The organism is Rossellomorea sp. NPDC077527 (genome assembly GCF_044542955.1).
In the GTDB taxonomy this organism is placed as follows: Bacteria; Bacillota; Bacilli; order Bacillales; family Bacillaceae_B; genus Rossellomorea; species Rossellomorea aquimaris_E.
Genome location: NZ_JBITVL010000002.1, coordinates 116,230 through 141,351 on the forward strand (window position 1 = coordinate 116,230; position 25,122 = coordinate 141,351).

At 43.6% G+C, this 25,122-nt stretch carries 17 protein-coding genes; 1 reads left to right on the forward strand and 16 read right to left on the reverse strand.

All coding sequences use genetic code 11. From position 1 onward, the window contains the following. Window positions 1-69: 69 nt before the first annotated feature. The 14 genes from ACIGG7_RS05825 to ACIGG7_RS05890 form a co-directional block, all read right to left on the reverse strand. Window positions 70-846 carry a transporter substrate-binding domain-containing protein gene (locus tag ACIGG7_RS05825; protein ID WP_397549151.1) on the reverse strand — a complete coding sequence of 259 codons (777 nt, stop codon included), beginning with the start codon at window positions 844-846 and terminating at the stop codon, window positions 70-72. Between the two features lie 557 nt (window positions 847-1,403). Next, window positions 1,404-1,841, reverse strand: a complete 438-nt coding sequence (locus ACIGG7_RS05830) for a BrxA/BrxB family bacilliredoxin (RefSeq protein WP_169213592.1) — start codon at window positions 1,839-1,841, stop codon at window positions 1,404-1,406. Between the two features lie 105 nt (window positions 1,842-1,946). Further along, window positions 1,947-2,996, reverse strand: coding sequence for a methylmalonyl Co-A mutase-associated GTPase MeaB (gene meaB, locus ACIGG7_RS05835; RefSeq protein WP_397549152.1), 1,050 nt, complete (start codon window positions 2,994-2,996; stop codon window positions 1,947-1,949). After that, window positions 2,996-5,158, reverse strand: a complete 2,163-nt coding sequence (scpA, locus tag ACIGG7_RS05840) for a methylmalonyl-CoA mutase (protein ID WP_397549153.1) — start codon at window positions 5,156-5,158, stop codon at window positions 2,996-2,998. The genes meaB and scpA overlap by 1 nt, the downstream gene beginning before the upstream one ends. Continuing rightward, complete coding sequence (locus tag ACIGG7_RS05845; RefSeq protein WP_397549154.1) at window positions 5,139-6,935, reverse strand: methylmalonyl-CoA mutase family protein; 1,797 nt, start codon at window positions 6,933-6,935, stop codon at window positions 5,139-5,141. Before ACIGG7_RS05845 ends, scpA begins: the two co-directional genes overlap by 20 nt. 211 nt (window positions 6,936-7,146) lie before the next feature. Further along, entirely contained in the window at window positions 7,147-11,484 is a 4,338-nt protein-coding gene (locus ACIGG7_RS05850; protein ID WP_397549155.1) for a S8 family serine peptidase, read from the reverse strand. A gap of 515 nt (window positions 11,485-11,999) precedes the next feature. Further along, window positions 12,000-13,313, reverse strand: a complete 1,314-nt coding sequence (locus ACIGG7_RS05855) for a dihydrolipoamide acetyltransferase family protein (protein ID WP_397549156.1) — start codon at window positions 13,311-13,313, stop codon at window positions 12,000-12,002. Between the two features lie 44 nt (window positions 13,314-13,357). Next, window positions 13,358-14,341 (reverse strand): alpha-ketoacid dehydrogenase subunit beta, encoded by a 984-nt coding sequence (locus tag ACIGG7_RS05860; protein WP_397549157.1) that lies wholly within the window; start codon window positions 14,339-14,341, stop codon window positions 13,358-13,360. 14 nt (window positions 14,342-14,355) lie between these two features. Beyond that, a complete protein-coding gene (locus ACIGG7_RS05865) occupies window positions 14,356-15,354 on the reverse strand; it encodes a thiamine pyrophosphate-dependent dehydrogenase E1 component subunit alpha (RefSeq protein WP_224940254.1) in 999 nt (332 codons plus the stop codon). A gap of 106 nt (window positions 15,355-15,460) precedes the next feature. Then, window positions 15,461-16,885: a dihydrolipoyl dehydrogenase gene (lpdA, locus tag ACIGG7_RS05870; RefSeq protein ID WP_397549158.1), complete on the reverse strand. Its 1,425-nt coding sequence runs from the start codon at window positions 16,883-16,885 to the stop codon at window positions 15,461-15,463. A gap of 19 nt (window positions 16,886-16,904) precedes the next feature. After that, window positions 16,905-18,011 carry a butyrate kinase gene (gene buk, locus ACIGG7_RS05875; protein WP_219168466.1) on the reverse strand — a complete coding sequence of 369 codons (1,107 nt, stop codon included), beginning with the start codon at window positions 18,009-18,011 and terminating at the stop codon, window positions 16,905-16,907. A gap of 152 nt (window positions 18,012-18,163) precedes the next feature. After that, window positions 18,164-19,261: a branched-chain amino acid dehydrogenase gene (gene bcd / locus ACIGG7_RS05880; RefSeq protein ID WP_224940252.1), complete on the reverse strand. Its 1,098-nt coding sequence runs from the start codon at window positions 19,259-19,261 to the stop codon at window positions 18,164-18,166. A 46-nt stretch (window positions 19,262-19,307) separates the two neighbouring features. After that, window positions 19,308-20,213: a phosphate butyryltransferase gene (gene yqiS / locus ACIGG7_RS05885; protein ID WP_397549159.1), complete on the reverse strand. Its 906-nt coding sequence runs from the start codon at window positions 20,211-20,213 to the stop codon at window positions 19,308-19,310. Window positions 20,214-20,348: 135 nt separating this feature from the next. Further along, window positions 20,349-22,418: a sigma 54-interacting transcriptional regulator gene (locus tag ACIGG7_RS05890; protein WP_397549160.1), complete on the reverse strand. Its 2,070-nt coding sequence runs from the start codon at window positions 22,416-22,418 to the stop codon at window positions 20,349-20,351. 126 nt (window positions 22,419-22,544) lie between these two features. Here ACIGG7_RS05890 and ACIGG7_RS05895 point away from each other — a divergent pair, with 126 nt between their 5' ends. Then, window positions 22,545-22,784 (forward strand): DUF2627 domain-containing protein, encoded by a 240-nt coding sequence (locus ACIGG7_RS05895; protein ID WP_224940249.1) that lies wholly within the window; start codon window positions 22,545-22,547, stop codon window positions 22,782-22,784. 14 nt (window positions 22,785-22,798) lie between these two features. Here the strand turns inward: ACIGG7_RS05895 and ACIGG7_RS05900 are convergent, their stop codons facing one another. Beyond that, window positions 22,799-23,533 carry a glycerophosphodiester phosphodiesterase gene (locus ACIGG7_RS05900; RefSeq protein WP_397549161.1) on the reverse strand — a complete coding sequence of 245 codons (735 nt, stop codon included), beginning with the start codon at window positions 23,531-23,533 and terminating at the stop codon, window positions 22,799-22,801. A 642-nt stretch (window positions 23,534-24,175) separates the two neighbouring features. Further along, window positions 24,176-24,955 carry a sporulation transcription factor Spo0A gene (spo0A, locus tag ACIGG7_RS05905; protein ID WP_206849709.1) on the reverse strand — a complete coding sequence of 260 codons (780 nt, stop codon included), beginning with the start codon at window positions 24,953-24,955 and terminating at the stop codon, window positions 24,176-24,178. Window positions 24,956-25,122 lie beyond the last annotated feature (167 nt).

Sequence of the window (25,122 nt, forward strand, 5' to 3'; positions counted from 1 at the left end):
CCTCCAAATATGTGTTGTGCCTTTAATAAGGAAGGGCTAACCGGATGAGAGGTTAGCCCTTCTATTAATCTACTGTTCTCCGTTAAACCATTTTTCAGCCAGTTTATCCAATTCCCCCGCGTCTTTAAGCTTCTTCAATGCATCATTGAATTCACTTGTAAGCTCGCTGTCCTTTGGAAGGGCAACAGCAGAACCGGCCTCTTCTTCATTTACATTCATTGTATTTCCTTGAAGCTCATCGTTTTTGTCGAGGTAGCCGTTTGCTACCGTATTTTCAATGATGATGGCGTCAAATCGTCCGTTTTGCAGGTCCTGGATCAGCTCAGGAATTCGGTCACGTGTATCCACTTTCAACTTGATCGTTTTAGAAAGCTCCTCTGCAGCATCCTGTTGAATGGAGCCTAATTGAACTCCCACTGTTTTTCCGTCGAGATCTTTTTCACTCTGGATTCCGCTTTCTTTGGTCGAGATGATCATATCTTTAGCGGTATAATAAACATCACTAAAATCAACGTTCTTTTGTCGTTCCGGGGTTGGAGTCATGGCAGATAGCACGAAGTCGACCTGGCCGGTTTTTAAGGCTGAAATCAAACCGCTGAATTCCATATCCTTGATTTCGATTTCATACCCCATTTCATCAGCAAGCATATTGGCAAGATCAATGTCGTATCCAATGATTTTGTCACTATTGGCCGTATCGACATACTCGAATGGCTTATAGTCAGCCGACGTACCCATAATCAGTTTCTTTGAATCTCCTGAGGCCGCCTTCTCTTCTCCTGAGCCGCAAGCCGCTAGAGTAGTAGAAAGGGTCAATAATAATACGAAAGATAATAGCTTTTTCATTGTGGTTCCTCCTATGTTGGAATGTATAATTATAATTTATAATGTATATTAATTACTATATTCGTATTGTAACAGAGATTAATTTTTATGCAATATGTTTTATAATTATAGATAAATGTTTATATATTCTGAAAATTACCGTGCTTATTAGGGAGTGTTTTATCAATAGTAAAAATAGGAAGGGATGAATATTATTCAATATCTATGCATTAATGGTGTAGTTGGATGGCAGCGAAACGAAAGAGTTACATTTGACTTTCGACTATTTACAGAAAGAAATGGTGAAGGGATTTGGTATAGAAGGAACATGCAGATGGAGATTTGGATAAAGTAGTGAAGTTTCCTGGCATTTTATCGGCCAATTCCTCTTCATACTATAGAATTGCGTCATTTTGGGAGGTGATTGCGTCATTATTAATTTTATTGCGTCGTTTTCATCAGGAATTGCGTATTTTGGTAAAAAACGGATATTCATACTCCCCAACAGCAAACCCATAGAAAAACCCGTCAAGCTTCTCACATTACATGCGAGAAACCTGACGGGCTATTACATCTTCTTATACTTCTTCACAATACTGATCGAAGTAGGATTGAAGTTTGTTTACGACGGACATTGGGTCGTGTCCTTCAATTTCATGTCTTTCGACCATCGTTAACAGCTTTCCGTCTTTAAGCAGTGCGAAAGACGGTGAGGATGGCGGGTATCCTGTAAAGTAGCTGCGTGCTTTCGCAGTCGCTTCTTTATCCTGACCAGCGAATACCGTTACCAATTGATCCGGTCGCTTATCGAAGTGAATGGAATGAGCCGCTGCCGGACGGGCGATTCCCCCTGCACAACCGCAGACGGAATTGATCATCACCAATGTTGTACCTTCCTTAGAGAATGCTTGATCTACTTCTTCTTCTGTTGTCAGTTGCGTATAACCTGCTGTCTCGATTTCCTGACGTGCCTGACGGACAACGTCGTTCATTAATAAATTGAAATCTATATCCATGCTGAACTCTCCTTTAATCGCTGACTTAATCATAATTCCACTAAAAACGAAGGGATTTGATATACCCTTATCATAACAATTTCAAACCATATCTTTCAATTAAAATTAACTATTCTCATGAAGTATCGCTTCTTTGTATTGTTTCAACAATTCTTCTATTGCCTGAGAAGTTGTGAAGTCTCCCGTTCTCACCCGGACTTCCATATCCGTTAGGGACGATTTGATGTTTTTACGAAAGAAGAAGTCTGATAAGATTCTTTCCTTCAGCATGGTATGAAACCATTCCTGTTTTTGGCGACGTCTTCTATCTTCAAATACACCCTGTTCTTTTGTCTGTGTTTCGAACTGCTGGATCACGGACCATAATTCGTTCAGACCTTCATTTTTTAAAGCCGAGCAGGTATAGGCCCTTGAACTCCAGCCTTTCGTTGCTGGGACGAGAAAGTGAAGGATCTGATTGAGTTCCCTCTTGGTTTTCTCAGCAAGCGCCTTATTTTCTCCATCTGCTTTATTCACGAGTAATGTGTCGGCAAGCTCCATGATTCCTTTTTTCATTCCCTGAAGCTCATCCCCTGCACCGGTGATGACGAGCAGTAAGAAGAAGTCGACCATCTGCCTCACCATCACCTCACTCTGACCGACCCCCACCGTCTCTATGATGATAAAGTCATAACCTGCCGCTTCACATAAGAGAAGCGTTTCATTTGTTTTACGATGAACCCCGCCGAGCGTCCCTGCGGTCGGGGATGGCCTGACAAAAGCACGTGGGTTTTTCGATAGCTGCTCCATCCTCGTTTTATCACCAAGAATACTTCCGCCCGAAATAGAAGAGCTTGGGTCGATGGCAAGAACGGCAACGCGAAGGCCCGCGTCACATAACATCTCACCGAACTGTTCGATAAATGTACTTTTTCCTGCTCCCGGCACACCGGTAATCCCGATCCGAAAGCTATTGCCCGTATGGGGCAGGAGTTCCTGGAGCAGCTCTTGCCCTGATGCGTAATGATCTTCTGCATTGCTTTCAATCAGTGTGATGGCCTTTGCTAATTGGCTGCGGTCACCGTTCAGGATTCCGGCCTTTAATTCGGCAATTGAAATGGGATCCTTTTTCTTTTTCACAAACCGCTTCTTTCTTCCCGGCTGATACTCTGTCATTACTCAGCCACTTCCTCATAGCCAAGCACCTCATATATTTCTTTGATCACTTTTTGGGCGGCTACAGGAATAATCGTACCAGGACCAAAGACGGCCGATGCCCCATTGCTTAAAAGGAAATCATAGTCCTTCGCGGGAATCACTCCTCCGATGACGACAAGGATGTCTTCCCTGCCAAATTTCTCAAGCTCCGCTATTAATTGGGGCAGTAGCGTTTTATGACCGGCAGCCAACGAGCTGACTCCAATCACATGCACATCGTTTTCAACCGCCTGTAGAGCCGTTTCTTCAGGTGTTTGGAACAATGGTCCGATGTCCACATCGAATCCAAGATCGGCAAATGCCGTGCTGATGACTTTCGCACCCCTGTCATGCCCATCCTGGCCCATCTTCGCAATAAGAATACGGGGTCTTCTTCCTTCATTCTCCAAAAATTCTTCCGTCATTTCTTTCACGACATTGATTTCCTGTTCATTTGAAAAGTTCGAGCTGTACACCCCGCTTATGCTCCTAATCGTTGCTTTATGTCTACCTGATACCTTTTCGATCGCATCGGAGATTTCCCCTAATGTAGCGCGTGCCCTAGCGGCATCAACAGCTTTTTCGAGAAGATTCCCTTCGCCAGTTTCTGCTGCATATGTCAATGCTTCGAGGGTTTCAATGACTCGATCATCATTTCGTTCTTCTTTCAACGTTTGAATCCGTTCAATCTGCTTCTTTCTGACAACCGTATTGTCGATGTCCAATGTTTCGATCGGATCTTCCTTTTCAAGGCGATATTTGTTTACCCCTATGATCGACTCATCACCTGAATCAATCATTGCTTGCCTTCTTGCCGCCGCTTCTTCGATCCGCATCTTCGGCAGTCCCGTCTCGATCGCCTTAGTCATGCCGCCGAGCTCTTCAATTTCTTCAATATGCTCCCACGCCTTTTCCATCAGCTGATGAGTCAACGATTCTACATAATGGGAACCTGCCCATGGATCGATGACTTTCGTAATACCGGTCTCTTCTTGAAGGAATAGCTGTGTATTACGGGCGATTCGGGCAGAAAAGTCTGTCGGCAGGGCAATCGCTTCGTCAAGCGCATTCGTATGAAGGGATTGAGTATGCCCCATCGCTGCTGCATGTGCCTCAAGTAATGTACGAACGACGTTATTATACGGATCCTGCTCCGTTAAACTCCAACCGGATGTCTGGGAGTGGGTTCGGAGGGCCATTGATTTTGGGTTTTGAGGGCTGAATGTTTTCATCATTTTCGCCCAGATTCTCCGCGCAGCTCTCATTTTGGCCACTTCCATAAAATAATTCATGCCGATTGCCCAGAAAAATGAGAGTCTTGGTGCGAAGGAATCGATATCAATTCCGGCTTTCAGTCCGGTCCGAACGTATTCAAGGCCATCCGCCAACGTATAGGCAAGCTCAATATCAGCAGGTGCTCCAGCTTCCTGCATATGATACCCCGAAATACTGATGCTATTGAATTTCGGCATATGATTGGATGTGTAATCAAAGATATCCGCAATGATCTTCATGGACGTTTCAGGTGGGTAAATATACGTATTTCGTACCATGTATTCTTTCAATATGTCATTCTGGATCGTACCCGAAAGCTTCTCCTTGGAAACACCCTGCTCTTCTGCCGTCACTATATAAAAGGCAAGGATGGGCAGCACCGCTCCGTTCATTGTCATGGAAACAGACATCTGGTCGAGGGGAATGCCATCAAAGAGAATCTTCATATCCAGTATTGAATCAATGGCTACACCGGCTTTCCCTACATCTCCCACTACCCTTGGATGATCTGAGTCATAGCCTCGATGAGTGGCCAGATCAAATGCGACGGACAACCCTTTCTGCCCCATACTCAAGTTTCTTCGATAGAAAGCATTGCTTTCTTCTGCAGTTGAAAATCCTGCATATTGCCTGACCGTCCAAGGACGGTTCACATACATTGTCGGGTAAGGGCCCCTTGTGTATGGAGCAAGACCTGGAAGGTCCTCTCCATGAGAAATATCCTTTGTGTCTTCCGCTGAATAAAGTGGTTTTACAGAGATTTTTTCATTTGTCTCATAGGTTTTATCTGAAAGGGAGACCTTACTCGCTGCTCCCTCGTTTGAATATGGGTTGATTTGTTGCCAATCAGGCTTCTTCACGGTCATTTCCCTCCTCCCAAATGGTCAAAAGCTCATCCATTTTTTCAAGTATGTTCTGTTTATTGTAAATGGATCCGTTCAATCCCATAAGCTCCCATTCACTTCTTCTCTCATCGGGTATTTTCCCTGCTATGTCGATCACAATGTTTGCACCTATTTGATGGATGGATTCAACCATCATCGATAGTTGATCATGATACTCTTCATCTTTCCCGCATACGACATAGTACGGATACCTGGTTTCTTCTACGAAATGAAGGATATCTTCTTTTGAGAAGCACTCTTTACTCTGATCAGTATGAATGCCTCCAGTGGCCAAAAAGCCTTTTACAAAGTCCGCACGTGATTTGTGGGATTTCAGCTCACCCAATCCGATCAGACCGGCCACCGGTTTCCTTGCCAGCTTCAGTGACCTACTCCTTAACGCTTCGAAAGGAAGGGATAATCGCTCACCTGCCGTTGACGTTGTATCCGCGAGGGTTTCTTCAAGATTCGCATAGATATTCGTTCCGATCATCGAATTCTTTCGAGTGGCTAAATCCTGTATTCGGGAGTCTCTCACTCTATCAATTTTATGCTGTATAGAACCATTTTCCAGTGAAACAATGATTCCTCCTTCCTCGTCGATTTGTTGGAATTCTTTCCATGCAAGCTTGCCGACCTCTTCTGAAAGCCACTCAACATAATAGGAGCCTCCACCGGGATCGATGACTTTATCCAGGTGCGCTTCTTCTCCCAGAATCAATTGAGTATTCCGGGCTATCCTTTCAGAGAATGGATTTACTTCCCCACTCACTTCATTGAAGGGCGCAACCAGCAAGTAATCGACACCTGCGAGAACGGCTGAAAAAGCTTCTCCGCCTCCGCGAAGCATATTGACATAAGGATCTAATGTTGATTTATTAAATCGGGACGTTTCTGCACTGATACTGATACTTCGGGAAATCGTGCTTTCTGCCACTCCATATGAAGACAATACCTCTTGCCACAATTTCTTAAATGCCCGGATTTTTGCCATTTCCATGAAAAATTGACTTCCAACTGAAAAGTGAAAATGCATCTTTTTAGCTATTTTCTCAAGAGTCCACCCTTTTTCTTGAAGTGCTTCAATATAAACGACACCCTCACTCAGTGCATAGGCCAACTCCTGGGTGGCACTTGCACCTTTATTATGATACGGTGCAGCATTGATGATGATGGTCTTCACTTCAGGATGGAGATGATCCGCTTCATTGACAACCGTTATCCATTCTTCTAATCTATCATTATTCAGCCATTCTCCTTCTGAAAGTGGGTCGAACCCAATGACTCCTATAAGCCCCTCCCTATCTGGGAACTCTTCCATTTCAAGGATGGATAATGATGTTTTTTTATCAATGATAAAGATGGGAGTATCGAATTCTTTCATTTCTTTCATGAATTGCTGGAAATGTTCTGTCATCTTTACATCTCCAATAGTGAAAGAAAGACAGTTCTGCCCACGTGATAGTGCATCCTTTATGGCCGTTGTAAGTTCTCCCCATGAACCCCTATTGATCGGTTGAGCGATGAACCATTTCGAATCACGGTCCATTTCCCCCTCAATATTTGGAATATAGTCCTTCACTCTATCCCGCTTAGGAACATCTTCCCCTGTATATAACGGCTTAAGTTTAATATTTTCATAAGTGTTCGTATGTAAAGAATGTATCCCTTTCCCCTTTAATGCTTTTTCAGCGGCTTCCTGCCAATCTGTCAGCGTGCGTTGACTGAATGATTGATTTTTCATTTCACTAAGCTTCATAGTACCCCTCTTCCATCACACATTTTTGTAATCGTTTACAAAACTAGTTAAAAAAAATGAACTGAAATATCATGATTTCTCATTGAAAATTCGAAATGTTTATACTAATACTATTTTAGTATATAAAAAAAACCGTCTTACTTCAATCTCTCAGAAAAATGAGTGCAAAAAAAGAAGAAGAGTCGGCTTTCCGACTCTTCTCCCGTCACACTTATTTCTTTGTATTGATATACAGTTTTCCTTCTGCACGTTGCGTTGTGACATTTCCATAATCATCGGCAATCTTCACTTCAATCACCGCTCCTGGTGCCTTAACATTAGAAGTAGCCGTGTAGTAACCTACGTAATGTCCTTCTGATGTTTCCATCATTGGCAGTTCATTGACGTTTGTTACTTGACCTGCATTTGTCAGAGGCATTTGAATGACAAATGTCGCATCCAGGCCAGGTTCACTGTCAAATTCGATCTTGACGGATTCACCCTTCTTCAGCTCTTTATCCTCTCTTGGGAGAAGATTTTCAATTTCAATGTCCCCGAATTTCGCATAGACGGTTACACGTTGTTTCTTTTTGTTTCCTGCTTTATCTTTTGCCACTACCTGTATGACATTTTCACCTTCATTTAGAAGGATTCGATGACTAAATTCGCCACCGCTGATCGAAGCTTTCTCACCGTTCACTTTCACCCATGCTAGGTTCTCATCCGTAACCGTTCCTTTAACGGTGATGGCTTCACGATTGGTTTTCATGTCATTTTCTGGTGAAGTGATGGCCAGTTCCGGCTTGACTTGATCAAGGATGACCGTAATCGCATCCGATGGACCAGTCATTCCCTGTTCAGTCGCTGCCTTGGCGGTTAATACATTCTCGCCTTCATGCAGTGAAACATCAAGTGAGAATGCTCCATCCTCAGTTGTATCGGCAGTACCTACTTCCTCATCTCCATTAAAGAGGTGAACGGTCGTGGTCGGTGCAGAGGTCCCCTCCACTGTAACGGAATCTTTATTGGTGAAAGATCCATCCTTCGGTGAAGTGATGACCGGTGCAGTCACTTCATAATTCACTGTGGCACGAATCATGTAGTTCCCTTCATCTTCTGGGGACGGAGACCATGCTCCACCAACGAATTGCCAGCTTCTTGCTGCATATTCACCATCTTCATCCGTTCCTAGTCCAGGTGCATTAGGATTTGGAGCAGATTGAATGTACACCATATAGAAGTCTCCTTCCACCATAATGCCATGCTGACTGAGATCTACATGCGTCCAATCGCCGTTACGCAGCGCAGTTTCATTGAACGGGCCGGCGATTTTCTTACCTGGCGCCCCGTCCGGACCAGTCGCATCATAAACGGCAACCTGGAATTCAGTTCCTCCTGGTACAGGCCATTCCGTATCCCAGAAGCGGAATAGTCCTCCTGTCACGAGTGCCGTATCATTTCCTTCTTCAAGGGACATCTTAACAGCCCAGCCGTTTCCAGCATCATAGAATGCACGTGCATTTTCAGCTGTGCCATCATCGTAACCGATCTCGCCTGGATACCCGATAAATGGATCCAAAGCTACATCGGCGGTCGTAACTTCTCCACCTTCTACTGTAATACTCATTTCCTTACTATAGTAGTAAGGCGCAACCACCTTCAGGGTGTAATCCCCTTCATAAGCTTCTAATTCATATTCTCCATCTGCATTTGTTGCTACAGGCTCAACTACTGCATCTTCAAGAACGAGCACTGTTGCCCCTTCGACCGGTTCACCCGTTATTTCGTTGGTCACGGTTCCAGTGATATTCCCTTGAGGGATTTCTTCAAGGGTGAAGTTGGCAGTCGATGTTTGATCAGCTTCGATCGTCACACGTTGCGTTTCTGATCTATAACCGTATGTGGATGCCTGTAATGTGAATTCTCCTGCTGCATGAGTCATTTCATATGATCCATTGGCAGGATTCGTATAGACAGAACGGCCCGTTTCCAGAACGCTTACTTCAGCTTGTAAAGGAAGCAGTACCGGGGCTGACTGACCCGCATTTTCATCATTCTTTACTGCATGTTTGAGAGTGATATTATCTGGATTTACACTTGGCTTTTTCGACAATGAAGATGATTTCTCATCCTTCGACTTCAAACCAAGATTCATCTTCTTAGCTGGAAGAATGGATTCCGCGCTTAGCTTCACATCATCCAGATACCATCCTTGTTTCGTAACACTTCCGTCAGTTGTCACGTTGAACGCCACGTATACACGCTGACCGGCATATTGACTCAGATCGACTTCTCCTTCAATCCAACCTTCTGTGTTGCCATTTACCCTTAGTGTCTGCGTCCACTCTTCCCCATCAGTAGATACAAAGACGTGACCATAATCATAGTTACGTTCGAGCTCATGCCACTGTTTGAATTGAAGGAAGCTCGCCCCTTCAGGTAAATCGATCGGCGGCATTTGTAGCGACATATTTGCACTGTTTTCATACGTTCCGCCTAAATTCGTGGCATATACGTTTTCACCGGAAGTTGCCGTTCTCGGACCACTCTCCGGAACCCCGCGCTCCCAGCTGTTGCCTGGGCCATACGAAGTCCACCCTGCTGCAGGGGATTCAAAATCCTGTTCATACCCGACACTAATTCCTGGCAGAAGATCTATAGTGTAGGTATCCGACTCGACTTCATTTCCACCGAAGTCCATTGCCGTCCATTTATACGTAACCTGGTCTCCAGTGAGAGCGTCACCTGGGATGACCGCTTCATACGTTCCCGTTGTATAATCGCCTGACGTTCTGGTCGCTTCTACCTGAACCCATTCACCGTCCTGATTTTGATAGTGAAGAGCAACATTTGTTACACTTACGTTATCGCTTGCTTCTGCCTGTAATGGAAGATTCATTTCTTTAAATGCTTCTTGTGGTGCTTCATGACTGATGACAGGAGCTTCTGTGTCTTCACCTTCCTTTGAAACCTGTCCTTTCACTTTTCCGATCCCGCTTATAACGGAGGAAACAGCGTCAAACGCATTGACCAAGCCGTGTCCATACCCGTTATTAGGCGATTCCGGGAATGCGCCGTCTGTTAACGGTACAGCGGTTGACATAAGGATTTCTTCCAATTCATCTACTGTCAGACTGGCATCCACTTGTCGCAATAAAGCTGCAACTGCCGTTACGTGCGGCCCAGCCATCGATGTTCCATTCCATCCGCCTTCATAATTGCCCCCTGGAACCGAAGAACGAATGTTTACTCCCGGTGCGGCAATCTCTGGCTTTACTTCATCATAAGGAGAAGGTCCCTGCAACGAGAAGCTTCCCAATTGATCATTAATATCCGTTGCACCCGTTGCAAATGACTCTGGATAGTTAGCCGGATTCGCAATCGAACCTGGCCCACCAGGATTGAATAACGTTGTATTTCCTGCCGAGAACTCAGGGAAAATTTCCGCCGCTCTCCACGCAGTTACCATATCCCGGTACCATTCATCGAGTCCTGCTCCGCCGCCCCATGAGTTATTGACAACATCTGGAGCCATTTCAGGATGAGGGTTTCCTTCTGCATCTTTCGGAGCCAGAATCCATTCCCCGGCTTCCAGTAAATCAACATCCGTTCCACCATCGGCTGTAAACGCCTTAACGGCAATCCACTTAGCACCTGGGGCAACACCAATTTGATTACTGCCATCAGGTTCAGAACCGGCCATTGTTCCAACAGTGTGAGTCCCGTGTCCCTGATCATCATATGGCGCGCTCTGTCCTGCAGTTGCATCAAACCAGTTGAATTCATGGTCTGGAGAGTCAGGATTTTGAGGATCATAGCCTCTATACTTTTCTTTTAACGCCGGATGATCCCATTGAACTCCAGTATCAATGGAAGCAATGACGGTTCCCGCTCCATCGATTCCCATGTCCCAAACAGCTGGTGCTCCAACCCGATCAATGTTCCACTCAATTGAAGCAGGTGTATTCGGGGCTTCTTTATCCAATACTGCTGTAGAAGTTGTCTTCGCCGGCTGGATAATCTGTCTTGTTTCGTTCGGCAGGATTTTCTCAACTTCAGCAAAGGTCGAAATTTTCTCCATGACTTTCTTCGTACTTGTAACCGCCATTCCGTTAACAACATAGAAGTCTTTGATTTCCTTCACTGCACCTGACTTCTTTTCTTTCGCTAAGTATTCTTTCACTTGTGCTTGAGACTCAAGGGCTTTGGCACGAAGCTCAGAGACAACCATATTCCGTTTTAATAACTTTTTACTATTAGCAGATAACTTCTGCTTTTTCGCTGTCTCGGACGCTTTTTCAGCTACTGCTTCAGCATCCAGCTGATCCTTGAATTTCACTAAGTATGTGACGTGATTCTCTTTCTTGAACTGATCCTGTAGTTTCGATGTGATTTTTGACTGTGGGCTGACTTTTGCTGAATCTTTTGCTGACGTGGATGGTTTTTCTTTTGCTAGAGATGCTTGTGGGGTATTTGCCGCCCCTGCATTGAATGGAAACATCAAGGGGACAAACATGACTAAAGTGAGTATAATGGATAACCATCTTGCCTTACGTTTTCTTCCTGACATCCGATTCCCTCCCAATCATATTTGAATCGATCCGGTAACCTGCACCTCCTTCAACACCTTTAATGGAAAAATGTAGGTGTTAAACCAAAGATAACCAAGAAGATATGTATAATGTTGTAGGTATGTGTCGAAATAAATCTGAATATTCAGTAATTAATAAGAAAGTCACGATCAGCATCCTTTTCAATATGCAGAAAGTCACACCTCTTTTATAACTCAAGGAATAATCAGGATGTTTTGAATCATTTGACAGGGTAAAAGGGTCGAATATTTCATATCAGAGAAGGAGGATAAGAAAGAAATGAGAGAGAAGTGCCATCGGGGAAAAGAAGGCATCTTAAAATTAGAAAATCGTCCTATTGAATAAAACAGAAATACCTTTTGAATATTCTTCCAGTTATATTCCCATTCATTTTTCCCGAATCATTTCGGGCTCTTACAGCACTTTTGTATGCCATTCTATCCATATGTTAAAAAAATAAGGACTAACCTCACAGGGTTAGTCCTTACTTCGATTAATAAACGGATGTATTTTCTTTTGACGTATTTTCTAAGATTTCTTTCACGCGCTGTAAAAACCTTCCGCATACCAGACCGTCAAGAACACGATGGTCAAGGGACATACACAGGTTCACCATATCTCGAACGGCAATCATTCCGTTGTTCATGACAACAGGGCGCTTGACGATCGATTCGACTTGCAGGATCGCTGCCTGTGGGTAATTGATGATTCCCATCGATTGTACCGAACCAAATGACCCAGTATTGTTAACGGTGAATGTGCCTCCCTGCATATCTTGGGATGTCAATTTACCACTACGGACTTTCCCCGCAAGTTCAGTGATTTCTCTTGCGATTCCTTTGATCGTTTTTTCATCTGCATTCTTGATCACAGGAACATATAATGCATCGTCTGTCGCTACTGCGATGGAAAGATTAATATCTTTCTTCTGTACAATCTTATCGCCAGCCCACATAGAATTGATTTGCGGGTATTCTTTAAGTGCTTGAGCGACAGCTTTCACGAAGAAAGCGAAGAATGTCAGATTAAATCCTTCACGCTGCTTGAATTCTGTCTTAAGTGAATTTCTGTAGTCTACCAGGTTGGTTACATCCACTTCCATCATTGTCCAGGCATGTGGTGCTTCGTGCTTACTGCGTACCATATTGGATGCAATCGCTTTACGGATTCCTGACACCGGGATTTCAATGTCGCCAGGTACGACAGGAACATTCGCTGCTGGTGCTGAAGACTTGGCCGGCTGTGCCGAAGCTGTCTCTTTCACTGGCGCTTGTTGTGGAGCCGGTGCTTCAGCTTTAGGTGCAGGAGCTTCTGCTGCCTTCGGAATGGAGCCAGATTCAATGATTTTCTTTAAATCTTTGCGAGTGATACGGCCGCCGTTTCCAGTGCCCTCCACTTGATTCAGATCTATATCATGCTCTTGAGATAGCTTTAATACTGCAGGAGAATATCTTGCTTTATTTCCGCTATCTTTGCTTGGTGCCTTTGGTTTAGTTCCAGCCGACTCATCCCCAGCTTTTTTAGGCTCTTCTTTCGGAGCTTCTTCACTAGGTGCAGAGCCTCCACCTTCTATCTCGATCGAGCAAATGACTTCCCCGACTTCAAGCGTATCCCCTTCTTCGGCAATCAATTCTTTGATAGTACCTGTAAAGGAAGATGGAACTTCTGCATTTACTTTATCCGTTTGAACTTCTGCAATCGGATCATATTTATTAACGGTATCTCCTGGTGACACCAACCATTTACTAATTGTACCTTCTGTAACACTTTCCCCTAGCTGAGGCATTTTCATATTTTCAATACCCAATGAGGAACCCTCCTTACTGTGCGTTTAATAGGTATTAACTGTGATTAAAATTCTGCAAGTTCACGCATTGCTTTTTCTACTTTGTCCGGGTTAATCATAAAGTATTTTTCCATTGTCGGCGCATATGGCATAGCAGGCACATCTGGACCAGCAAGACGTTTAATAGGAGCATCCAGCTCAAAGAGACAATTTTCAGCGATGATTGCAGAAACCTCACCCATGATGCTTCCTTCTTTATTGTCTTCTGTCACAAGAAGAACTTTACCTGTCTTGGATGCCGCTTCAATGATGGCTTCCTTATCTAATGGATAGATGGTACGAAGATCCAGGATATGAGCTTCGATTCCGTCCTGGGCAAGCTTTTCCGCTGCTTGAAGAGCAAAGTGTACACACAGACCGTAAGTGATCACGGTAATGTCTTCTCCTTCACGCTTCACGTCTGCTTTCCCGATTGGAAGAGTGTAGTCATCCTCAGGCACTTCACCTTTAATCAGACGATATGCACGTTTGTGCTCAAAGAATAATACCGGGTCCTCATCACGGATAGCAGCTTTCAATAAGCCCTTCACATCGTAAGGAGTTGAAGGCATGACAATCTTCAATCCTGGTTGATTCGCGAACACAGCTTCAACCGATTGTGAATGATATAGAGCTCCATGCACTCCGCCACCGTAAGGAGCACGAATGACCATCGGACAGCTCCAATCATTATTCGAACGGTAACGAATACGTGCCGCTTCAGAAATGATCTGGTTAACTGCAGGCATGATGAAATCAGCAAATTGCATTTCAGCAATCGGCCTCATACCATACATGGCAGCTCCAACCCCGACTCCTGCAATCGCAGACTCCGCAAGTGGCGTATCAATGACACGGTCTTCCCCAAATTGATCGTACAATCCGTGGGTTGCTTTGAACACCCCACCTTTTTTACCGACGTCTTCTCCAAGAACGAATACTTTCTCATCTCGTTCCATTTCTTCTCTTATTGCCATCGTTACGGCATCAATGTATGAAATTACTGGCATGATTGAATTCCCCCTTACTTCTCTTCTGCGTATACATACTTCATCGCTGATTCAGCTTCAGCATATGGAGCATTTTCTGCATAATCCGTTGCTTCGTTCACAAGTTTCATAATGCGGTCATTGATTTCTTTTTCAATCTCATCATTCATGACGCCTGTTTCTTTTAAGTAAGCACCAAAGGTGATGATCGGATCATTTGTTTTCGCTTTTGCCACTTCGTCAGGAGAACGGTAGCTGCGATCATCATCATCGGAAGAGTGAGGAGTTAATCGATAAGAAACTGTTTCAACAAGCGTCGGCCCTTCACCACGACGACCGCGATCCGCTGCTTCTTTTACTGCTTTATATACTTCGATAGGATCATTTCCATCTACTGTGATACCAGGCATTCCATATCCAATGGCACGGTCTGATACTTTCTCACATGCCAATTGTTTTTCAATCGGAACGGAGATCGCATATTTATTGTTTTCACACATGAAAATAACAGGAAGCTTATGTACACCTGCAAAGTTTGCCCCTTCATGGAAATCTCCCTGATTGGACGATCCTTCACCGAACGTTACAAACGTTACAACATCTTTCTTCTCCATCTTACCTGCAAGAGCGATACCAACGGCATGCGGAACTTGCGTCGTTACAGGAGAGGAACCCGTTACGATATTATTCTTCTTTTGACCGAAGTGACCAGGCATTTGACGTCCGCCAGAGTTTGGATCTTCTGCCTTGGCAAAACCAGATAGCATTAACTCCTTTGCAGTCATTCCGAATGTCAGAACAACACCCATATCGCGATAGTAAGGAAGAACGTAGTCTTTTTCGCGATCCAAGGCAAATGCAGCACCTACTTGAGCCGCTTCCTGACCTTGACAGGAAATAACAAAAGGAATTTTACCCGAACGGTTCAATAACCACATACGCTCATCGATTTTTCTGGCAAGGAGCATGGTTTCATACATTTCTAATACTTTCTCATTGGAAAGCCCTAATTCTTCATGACGATTTTCTGCCATTTTATTTACCTCCTACACAATCTATTGGTTGGAAAGGTAGAGAAACTCTCTACCTTTATTATGTTTTTCTTTAATGAAGAGGGCTAGAATAGCCATCTCCGCTTTTTTAGGAGTGAATCGCCTTGCCATCAACAGCAAGCGCTGCTTCTCCAATCGCTTCTGATAAGGATGGATGTGGATGGATGGTATGGGCGATCTCCCATGGTGTGGCGTCTAATACTTTCGCCAGTCCCGCTTCGGAAATCATATCCGTAACATGAGGGCCGATCATATGAACACCCAGGATATCATCACTGTCCTTGTCGGCAATGATCTTCACGAAACCGTCCGATTCTCCGTAAACAAGTGCTTTCCCGATGGCTCTGAAGCTGAATTTTCCAACCTTCAAGTTGTATCCTTTTTCTTTCGCTTCCTGCTCTGTGATACCGACACTTGCGATTTCCGGATTACTGTAGATGCATTTAGAGATCAGTGAATAGTCTATTGGTTCCGGCTTTTCATTGGCCATATGTTCAACTGCCGTGATTCCCTCATGAGAAGCAACATGGGCTAATTGAAGTCCACCAATCACATCACCGATTGCGTAGATGTGGGATTCCTTCGTTTGGAAGAACTCATTCACTTCAATGAATCCCTTTTCGACTTTAATATCTGTATTCTCAAGTCCTATCCCTTCCACATTTGCTTGACGGCCAACGGATACCAGGATTTTATCAGCGGTAAAGGATTTCTCTTCTCCCTTATGCTCTGCTTTAATCGTGACGGTTCCATCCCCTGTTTCTAAGGATTCAGGAAGCACCTTGGCACCTGTCACGATTTTGACGCCTTTTTTCTTCATCAGGCGCTGCATTTCTTTGGAGATTTCATGATCTTCCGTTGGTACGATTTTATCAGCGTATTCTACAACGGTTACTTCAACATCAAAGTCAGAAAGCATAGATGCCCATTCGATACCGATGACACCACCTCCGACGATAATGATCGACTTTGGAAGCTCTTCGAGTGAAAGCGCTTCATCCGAAGATAAAACATATTCACCATCAATCTCAAGTCCGGGCAGTGAACGCGGTCTTGAACCTGTTGCCACAATCACATTCTTCGGAATAAGCATTGCATTTTCTTCACCGTTGTTCATTTCCACGGAAATCGTCCCGGGCATCGGAGAGAAGATGGATGGTCCCAAAATACGCCCCAGACCTTCAAAAACATCGATCTTCCCTTGTTTCATCAAGTGTTGAACGCCTTTGTGAAGCTGTTCGACGATTCCATCTTTTCTTGATTGAACTTTGCTGAAATCAAGCTCAACCCCATTGATTTTCACACCAAAGTCTTCACTATGTTTCGCTGTTGCATATACTTCAGCACTGCGAAGGAGAGCTTTACTAGGGATACATCCTTTATGAAGGCATGTTCCGCCGAGCTTTCCTTTTTCAACGATTGCTGTTTTTAATCCAAGTTGAGAAGCACGGATGGCCGCTACATAACCACCCGTCCCTCCTCCTAGAATGACTAAATCATATTCTTCTGCCAATCTTGAGTCCTCCTTGCTCTTATACTCTTGCTTCTTTTTTCACATTTCCAGGGTATACTTTATAGTCTTCTTCTTTCCGCAATACCCTTAGTGCCCCTTCAGCAAGAGCCTGAAGTTCATTTTCTCCTGGATGGATGACGACATCTGCTATCCAGTTGATCCGGTCGCTGATCGCTTTGACGAATTCTTTGCCATATGCAAGTCCTCCCGTTAATACGATCGCATCTACTTTTCCATTTAAGACGGCGCTTGCCGAACCGATTTCTTTGGCGATCTGGTATGCCATCGCATCATATACGGCTTTAGCCTTTTCATCGCCATTTTCGATCATTTTCTCTACTTTTACAGCATCATTGGTACCAAGATAACCGACCAGGCCGCCTTGACCAACAAGTTTTTTCATGATTTCATCCCGGTAATAGTCCCCGGAGAAGCATAAATCAACCAAGTCCCCAGCAGGTACGGTTCCTGCCCTTTCGGGACTGAACGGGCCGTCGCCGTGTAATCCATTATTCACGTCTACGACTTTTCCATTCCGGTGAGCCCCGACGGTGATACCTCCACCCATGTGAGTGATGATCAGGTTCAAATCTTCATATTTCTTTCCGATTTCTTTCGCAACTCTCCGGGCAACCGCTTTCTGATTCAACGCGTGGAATATACTCTTTCTTTCGATCAGGGAGAACCCTGACACTCGGGCAAGAGATTGAAGCTCGTCCACGACAACAGGATCTACGATGTACGATGGAATATTTAATCCGGAAGCGATTTCAAATGCCAGAATTCCTCCCAGATTCGAAGCGTGCTGACCAGAGTACCCTTCCTTCAGGTCCTTCAACATGTCATCGTTCACGAGGTAAGTACCGCCTTCTATCGGTCTTAGAAGTCCCCCACGGCCACATACGGCACTCAGCTTTGAAACATTGATCCCTTCTTCGTCCAATGTTTGTAGAATGGTGTTTTTTCTGAATTCATATTGATCAATAATAGTTGGGAATTCATTTATTTTTTCTGAATCATGACGGATCGTCTTTTCAAATATGGAGCGATCATCATCGAAGACACCAATTTTGGTTGATGTCGATCCAGGATTAATAACGAGTATTCGATGTTTGTTTTCTTGCACTGTTGTTACCTCCATTTGGGCAGCTATATTGTATTGTTTGCATGAAAGAATTTTCCCCTATGATAGATAACCCCTTAGTCTGTTCCATGTTCGTATTAACAGGGAAGAAACGCTTTACTTTCTGAGGAAGTAAAGCGTTTTTCTCTTCTCAATTATCCACGTCTGCTAAGGATGTGGTGTCCATTTTGCAGGAATTGACTTCTTGAACGGCGCATTTTTTCAATTCTTTCTTCAGCCATGCGGTCAGCAGCCACGTAAGTAGGGACGTTATCACGTTTCGCAATTTCGATTACGCGTTCTACGTTGTTGTATACCTGCTCGACTTTCTTCATCGCTCTCTCACTGTTGTATCCGTATAATTCATCCGCTACATTGATGACCCCACCAGCGTTGATGACATAGTCAGGTGCATAAACGATACCCATTTCATGGATAGCATCACCGTGACGCGTTTCTTTCAACTGGTTATTCGCAGCCCCTGCAATGACTTTCGCCTTAAGCTGAGGAATCGTTTCATCATTAATGATTGCCCCAAGTGCACATGGAGCAAAGATATCGCAATCAACACCATAGATATCGTTGATGTCAACAGCTTTAGCACCAAACTCTTCAACTGCACGTTGAACAGCTTCTTTGTTGATGTCTGTTACAATCAGGTTTGCACCTTCTTCATGAAGATGACGGCACATATTGTACGCTACATTCCCGATCCCTTGAACGGCAATTGTTTTTCCTTCAAGAGAATCTGTTCCGAATGCTTCTTTGGCTGCTGCTTTAATTCCACGGTACACTCCATAAGCTGTCACAGGAGACGGGTTACCTGATGAACCGAAAGCAGGTGAAATACCTGTTACATAATCAGTTTCTTCATGAATCAAGTCCATATCTGCAACTGTAGTTCCTACATCTTCTGCTGTAATGTAACGACCATTTAAACCTTGAATATAACGACCGAATGCACGGAACATTTCTTCGTTCTTATCTTTGCGAGGGTCACCGATGATAACCGTCTTTCCTCCACCTAGGTTTAGACCCGCAGCTGCATTCTTATACGTCATTCCTTTCGCAAGTCGAAGTGCATCTTCAATGGCCGCTTCTTCAGATTCGTATGTCCACATACGTGTACCACCAAGCGCTGGTCCAAGTGTTGTATCATGGATGGCGATAATCGCTTTTAATCCTGAAGCTTCATCTTGACAAAATACCAATTGCTCATAATCATATTGTTCCATATAGCTGAAAATTTTCATTATTATTTCCCCCTGTAATCTTATAATATTAGTTGTGTTACATCATTTATTTTGAAGCAGAGCATATAGCCAGTGCTAATGAATATAATTTACTTTCTGCACTGTCTGCTCTGGATGTTAATACGATTGGTGCTTTTGCCCCGGCAATCACTGCCCCCACCTTTGCTTTGGCAAAATAGATCAGGGACTTGTATAAAGCATTCCCTGTTTCGATATTGGACACGAGCAGGATATCCGCTTGCCCTGCAACAGCACTTTCGATCCCTTTATGTTCTGCTGCATGGTGAGAAACAGCATTATCGAGGGCCAATGGTCCATCAACGGTACAATGACGAATTTGTCCCCTTTGGTTCATCAAAGTAAGAGATGCAGCATCGACTGTAGCCTGCATGGCAGGATTCACTACTTCCACAGCAGCAATCGGTGCTACTTTCGGCATGTCCACACCGATTGATCGCGCAACACCTACTGCATTTTCTATAATTTGTGCTTTCTGCTGAAGATCAGGAGCAAGGTTCATCGCTGCATCTGTAATAAATGTGAGTCTGTCGAATCCAGAGACCTCAAATGCTGCAACATGGGAAAGGACATTCCCTGTACGAAGACCCCATTCCTTATTTAATACTGCTTTCAATATGAGAGCAGTAGGTACATTTCCTTTCATTAAAACCCCTGCTTCATTTTCCTTAACAGCTTTCACTGCAAGTTCCGCTGCTTTTTGCGGAGAAAAAGCATGCTTGATCTTAATATTGCTGTGGGAGATAAGGTGTGGAGCAACCTCTTCTAAAAGGGAGAGGATTTCTTCTTTATCCCCGAACAATAAAAAGTCTGCCATCTTCTTTTCAACCGCCATGGCGACAGCACCCAGGACTTCTTTATCTTCTGCAGCGGCAACAGCTACAGTGGAGTGTTCAATTCGGGTTGCTTTTTCCACTAAAGAATGTAGATTCATGTATGTCGTTTCAACCCCTTTTTTCTGTTTTTTTGTTCCCATAAAACTATATGCAAGAAGCGTGCCAACTTTAAAATGTTGAAACCGCTTTACAATCATAAATATTAACACGCAAATTATTTCATACTATGCAAATTATTTCATGCTATTTATTTCAATGTTATATTTTTCAATTTTATAATATAAGTTCCTCACAGACACATTCAACGCTTTGGCCGTAGCCGTTTTGTTACCATTATTCTGCTCTAAAACCTTTAGAATTATATTCTTTTCAAAAACCTCAACTTGGGTGGCAAGATCTTCGACAGAGTCTGGCGAGGGTAATTCCACCGTATTGACAACGGTTTTGACTGAAGGTTCTAATTGAGGTAAATGATTCCCATCGATCTTCACTTCATTGTATTTCATAAAGATGATGGCTCTTCCCAGCACGTTCTCAAGTTCCCTCACGTTTCCAGGCCAATGATAATTCATCAACTTGTACATGGCGCTTTCCGTTATCCCCTCTACATTTCTCCCATAATCTTGATTGATCTTTGCAATCAACGCTTCAGAAATGAGGGGTATATCGGATTTACGCTGTCTTAAAGGAGATATTTGTATCGGCATCCGGTTCAGGCGGTAATAGAGATCTTCCCTAAATGATCCATCAGCAATTCCCTTTTCGAGGTTTACGTTCGTGGCAGCGATGACACGGACATTTATTTGAATAGACTTTGTCCCCCCAACTCTCACAATTTCATTTTCCTGGAGGACCCTTAATAATTTCGCTTGTGTATTTGCACTTAATTCTCCTATTTCATCAAGAAAAATACTGCCATTATTCGCCTCTTCAAATAAACCACGCTTACCTCCACGCTTCGCTCCCGAGAACGCACCTTCTTCATACCCGAATAACTCACTTTCCAACAGGTTCTCTGACAAAGCTGCACAGTTAACCCTGAGGAATTTATTGAATTTACGGTCGCTGGCATTATGTATTGCGTGGGCAAACAATTCTTTCCCGGTTCCCGATTCACCGCGAAGAAGAACGGTAGCGGGCGTTTTCGCCCCTAGTTTTGCCTGCTCAACGGCAATCATCATTTCCTCGGAATCACCAATTATATCTTCAAACATATACTTTGCTTCAAGTGTGCGGATAATTCTTCTGGCTCGGTCCAATTCCTGGGTTAGTGACTGGATTTCCGACATGTCATGTATGACCCCGACACTCCCCTTGAGCTTATTGTTCACAATGATGGGTGCAACGTTGACGATGACTTCTTTCCGCTTCGGTCCTACTCTCATTTTCGTTCCACGGATCGCCCTCCGCGTTTGCAATACCTTCAGATGAATACTTTCCCCTTCAGAAATGTCTGCAGTGGCAGGCTTCCCGATCACTTCCTCCTGCGAAAGCCCTGTAATCCTCGTGTAGGCGGGATTGATCAAGATCCCTTTCCCTTCTTCATCTACCACAGAGATTGCATCGTCACTAGAATGGATAATAGCTTCAAGCATCGTCTGTATTTCTTTAAGGTTGGTTATTTCCTCTGCCAGGTTTACTACTTCCGTAATATCCTTGAATACCGAAAAGGCCCCAATGATTTCATCTTGGTCCGTGATCATCGGAATCCGGTTTGAGATGATCTTCAACCCATTCCCCAGGATGACCTCCTGATTGATCTCTGTCCGCCTTGTCTGAATCGTTTTTGTCAGTTTGCTTTCAGGGATCACTTCTGAAATATGCAGTCCCATTACATCTTCCTGATTCTTTCCAATCATCCGCTCTGCACTTTTATTGAATAGCATTACGATACCTTGATCATCGATTCCGACCATACCATCATCCGTCGAATTGAAAATAAGATCCCTTTTAAATGATTCACTCGTCAATTGGTGGATAAGGTCTTCCTTTTCTTCAAGGAGCTTCGAAATGAGGAATGCCACACTTCCAGGTATGATGACCGTGCTTTTACCACGCTTGTCCCTTATCTGTTCGAAAACTTCCTGATCTCCGGTCACTTCAATGACAATGTCCACAGAATCACTGAGGAACGGTCGCCAATCTGTACCCACCGGAATCCCCAGCTCTCTTGAGAGCTTGATCCCAGGAGCCTGTTCATTTAGGTCTACAACGGCAATCACTTTCATGACCGTGACTTCATGGAGGATCTGCAAAATAGCTGTACCACCCTTACCGCCACCGACAATTAAAACCTCTTGCAACTTTCTTCACCCCGACGCCTGCAATTTTTTTCACACCCATAATGTTACACTACTTTTCGAAACTTGACAATTTTCTGCTTGGGGTTAGAATTTTAATATGGAAACGAAAAAGGAGTTATGCATCTAATGGTCCGTCTTATCGCCTTAATTATTATGCTGATTCCCGGTGCATTTGCTGCCCTCGGGATTAAATTGATGAGAGATATGTTATTTGGGATTCTGCAGCCCCCCATTCCTTATTTATGGCTGCAATTCATCATTGGGTTGATTTTCTTTATTTGTGGATTAGGATTCATCGCAGGGTTCGTGCTGCATCGTGATCGTAAGCGCAATAAAGTTCAATCCCGATTCAACAAAAAAGGCTAACGCGTAAATATGCGCTAGCCTTTTTTACTTTCCCTCAATTTTCTTGCCTTTTCAGGGTAGTCCGTTACCATTGCGGTGCAGCCTATGTTCAATAATCGTTCCATATGTTCTACTTTATTCACCGTATAAGGCCTGACACAAATTCCATTGTTCATTGCCTCTATAATCATATCATCCTTTACAGCTTTCAAGTTGGGATGTATAGCTTTAGCCCTTAAGGATTTGGCATACACCCAGGGCATGAATAAGCGTGATGAATAGAGAGGGGCTATTTCAACGGCAGGTTCCAAACGATAGCATGCCACGATTGAATAGTGATTAAAGGAGGAGATGATGATCCTCTCTTCAAATCCGAACTCCCTGATAAGCGCAATCACCTTTTCTTCCAGACCTTGATAGTCCATGATACTGTTTTTCAGTTCAATATTACAAAGGAGATCATTCCCCTTCAGCCATTGAAAGACTTCCCTTAATGAAGGGACACGATTTTTCTTGAATAATTTACTTTTAAATGTAAAGTTCGCTTGGAGCCTTTGAATTTCCTTTAATGTATAATCTTTGACAAACCCTTTTCCATTCGTCGTCCGATCGACTGTTTCATCATGTATCACGACAATTTCTCCGTCTTTTGTCAACTGAACATCTAACTCGATTCCATCAGCGTTCACTCTTTCAGCCTCATAAAAAGCTTCCATTGTGTTTTCAGGGTGTGTACCAGCAGAGCCACGGTGAGCAAAGATCAGTGTCATGAATTCACTTCCTTCGTTTCTATATGTACATCCTTCATCTGTAGTACTAAGACTGTCTTCATTATATACATATTTCACCCCATCTCAAAGGATGAACCTTTTAAAGACGATCCAACAAAAAAATCCTGAGAAGCTCAGGATTTTTTGTTAAGGGCGGTTTATTAGAACCAGCGGCAGCGACATCTGCGGCGGTTGTCCATCTCACCAGCTACATCGTTGTCTCTGCAACGGCGCACGGCTCTACAGAAATCTTCCCCTCTGATATATGCTCTGACAGGAACTCTGAAGTCGTTATTGTTGTCTGAAGCGCCTGCAACATCATTGTTTCTGCATCGGTTTGAAGCCCCGGCTACATCATCATTATTACGGTAGTATCCCATTCTTTCACCTCCCCTATCTTTTATCGCACTACTCTGTATCTTATGTTTGAGTGGACGAGCTGTAAGGGCTAAACACTAAAAATTAAAAAAGAGGCGATTGTTACTGGGTGATGGTTCAGGAAAGGGACTATGTGATCGAGGTACTTGGCTACAGGCGCTTAACTCTATAGCTAAACAAAAAAATATAACCCCATGCACCAAACAGGTACACAGGGTTATTGGTCTATCATTTCATTTAACAATTGGATTATTCCTTACTCTTTCATGAAGCCATATGCTCGAGGCGTAGCTTGTCAGCTACCATGGCAATGAACTCGCTATTCGTTGGTTTTGCCTTAGACATACTGACAGTGTACCCAAATAAAGAAGAAATTGAATCAATATTCCCTCTGCTCCAGGCCACTTCGATCGCATGACGAATCGCCCGCTCCACACGTGATGCTGTCGTATTATATTTCTTTGCAATATCCGGATATAGAACCTTCGTTATAGAACCCAGTAGTTCGATATCGTTATAAACCATCGAAATGGCCTCTCTTAAATATAAATACCCTTTAATATGTGCCGGCACACCGATTTCGTGGATGATACTTGTAATACTTGCATCTAAATTTCTTGGCTTTTGTTCTGTATTCATTCTGGATGAGGAAGGTTTTTTGATGATTGGGTTTGATTTTCCGCTAACTTGTCTGATATGACTCACAAGGTTTTCCATATCGAATGGTTTTAGAATGAAATAAGAGGCTCCAAGGTCGACAGCTTTCTTCGTCACATCTTCCTGACCGAATGCCGTGAGCATGATGACGTTAGGAATGCTTTTCTTTTCACGAAGCCGCTCAAGCACCGCCAGCCCGTCCAAATGAGGCATAATGATATCCAAGACCAGAACATCCGGATCCACTTCTTCTAATAAATCTAAGCAATCTTGACCATTATGAGCAATCCCTACTACTTCCATATCGTTTTGCGAAGCAATGTAGTCTTCCAATAATGACGTTAGTTCACGGTTATCATCCACAACACATACTTTTATCGATTTCACTACAGGTTTCCTCCTCAATCCTAATTAATACATCTCTGTAATTTTTATTCTAAATTACTTTTTCGACAATGCAACCTAAATTCCTTTTATTTTTGAAAAAAACTTGAAAAATATTATATTTTCTTTGATTTTCTAAAGATTTCTTTATATTTCGACCCCATTCGATA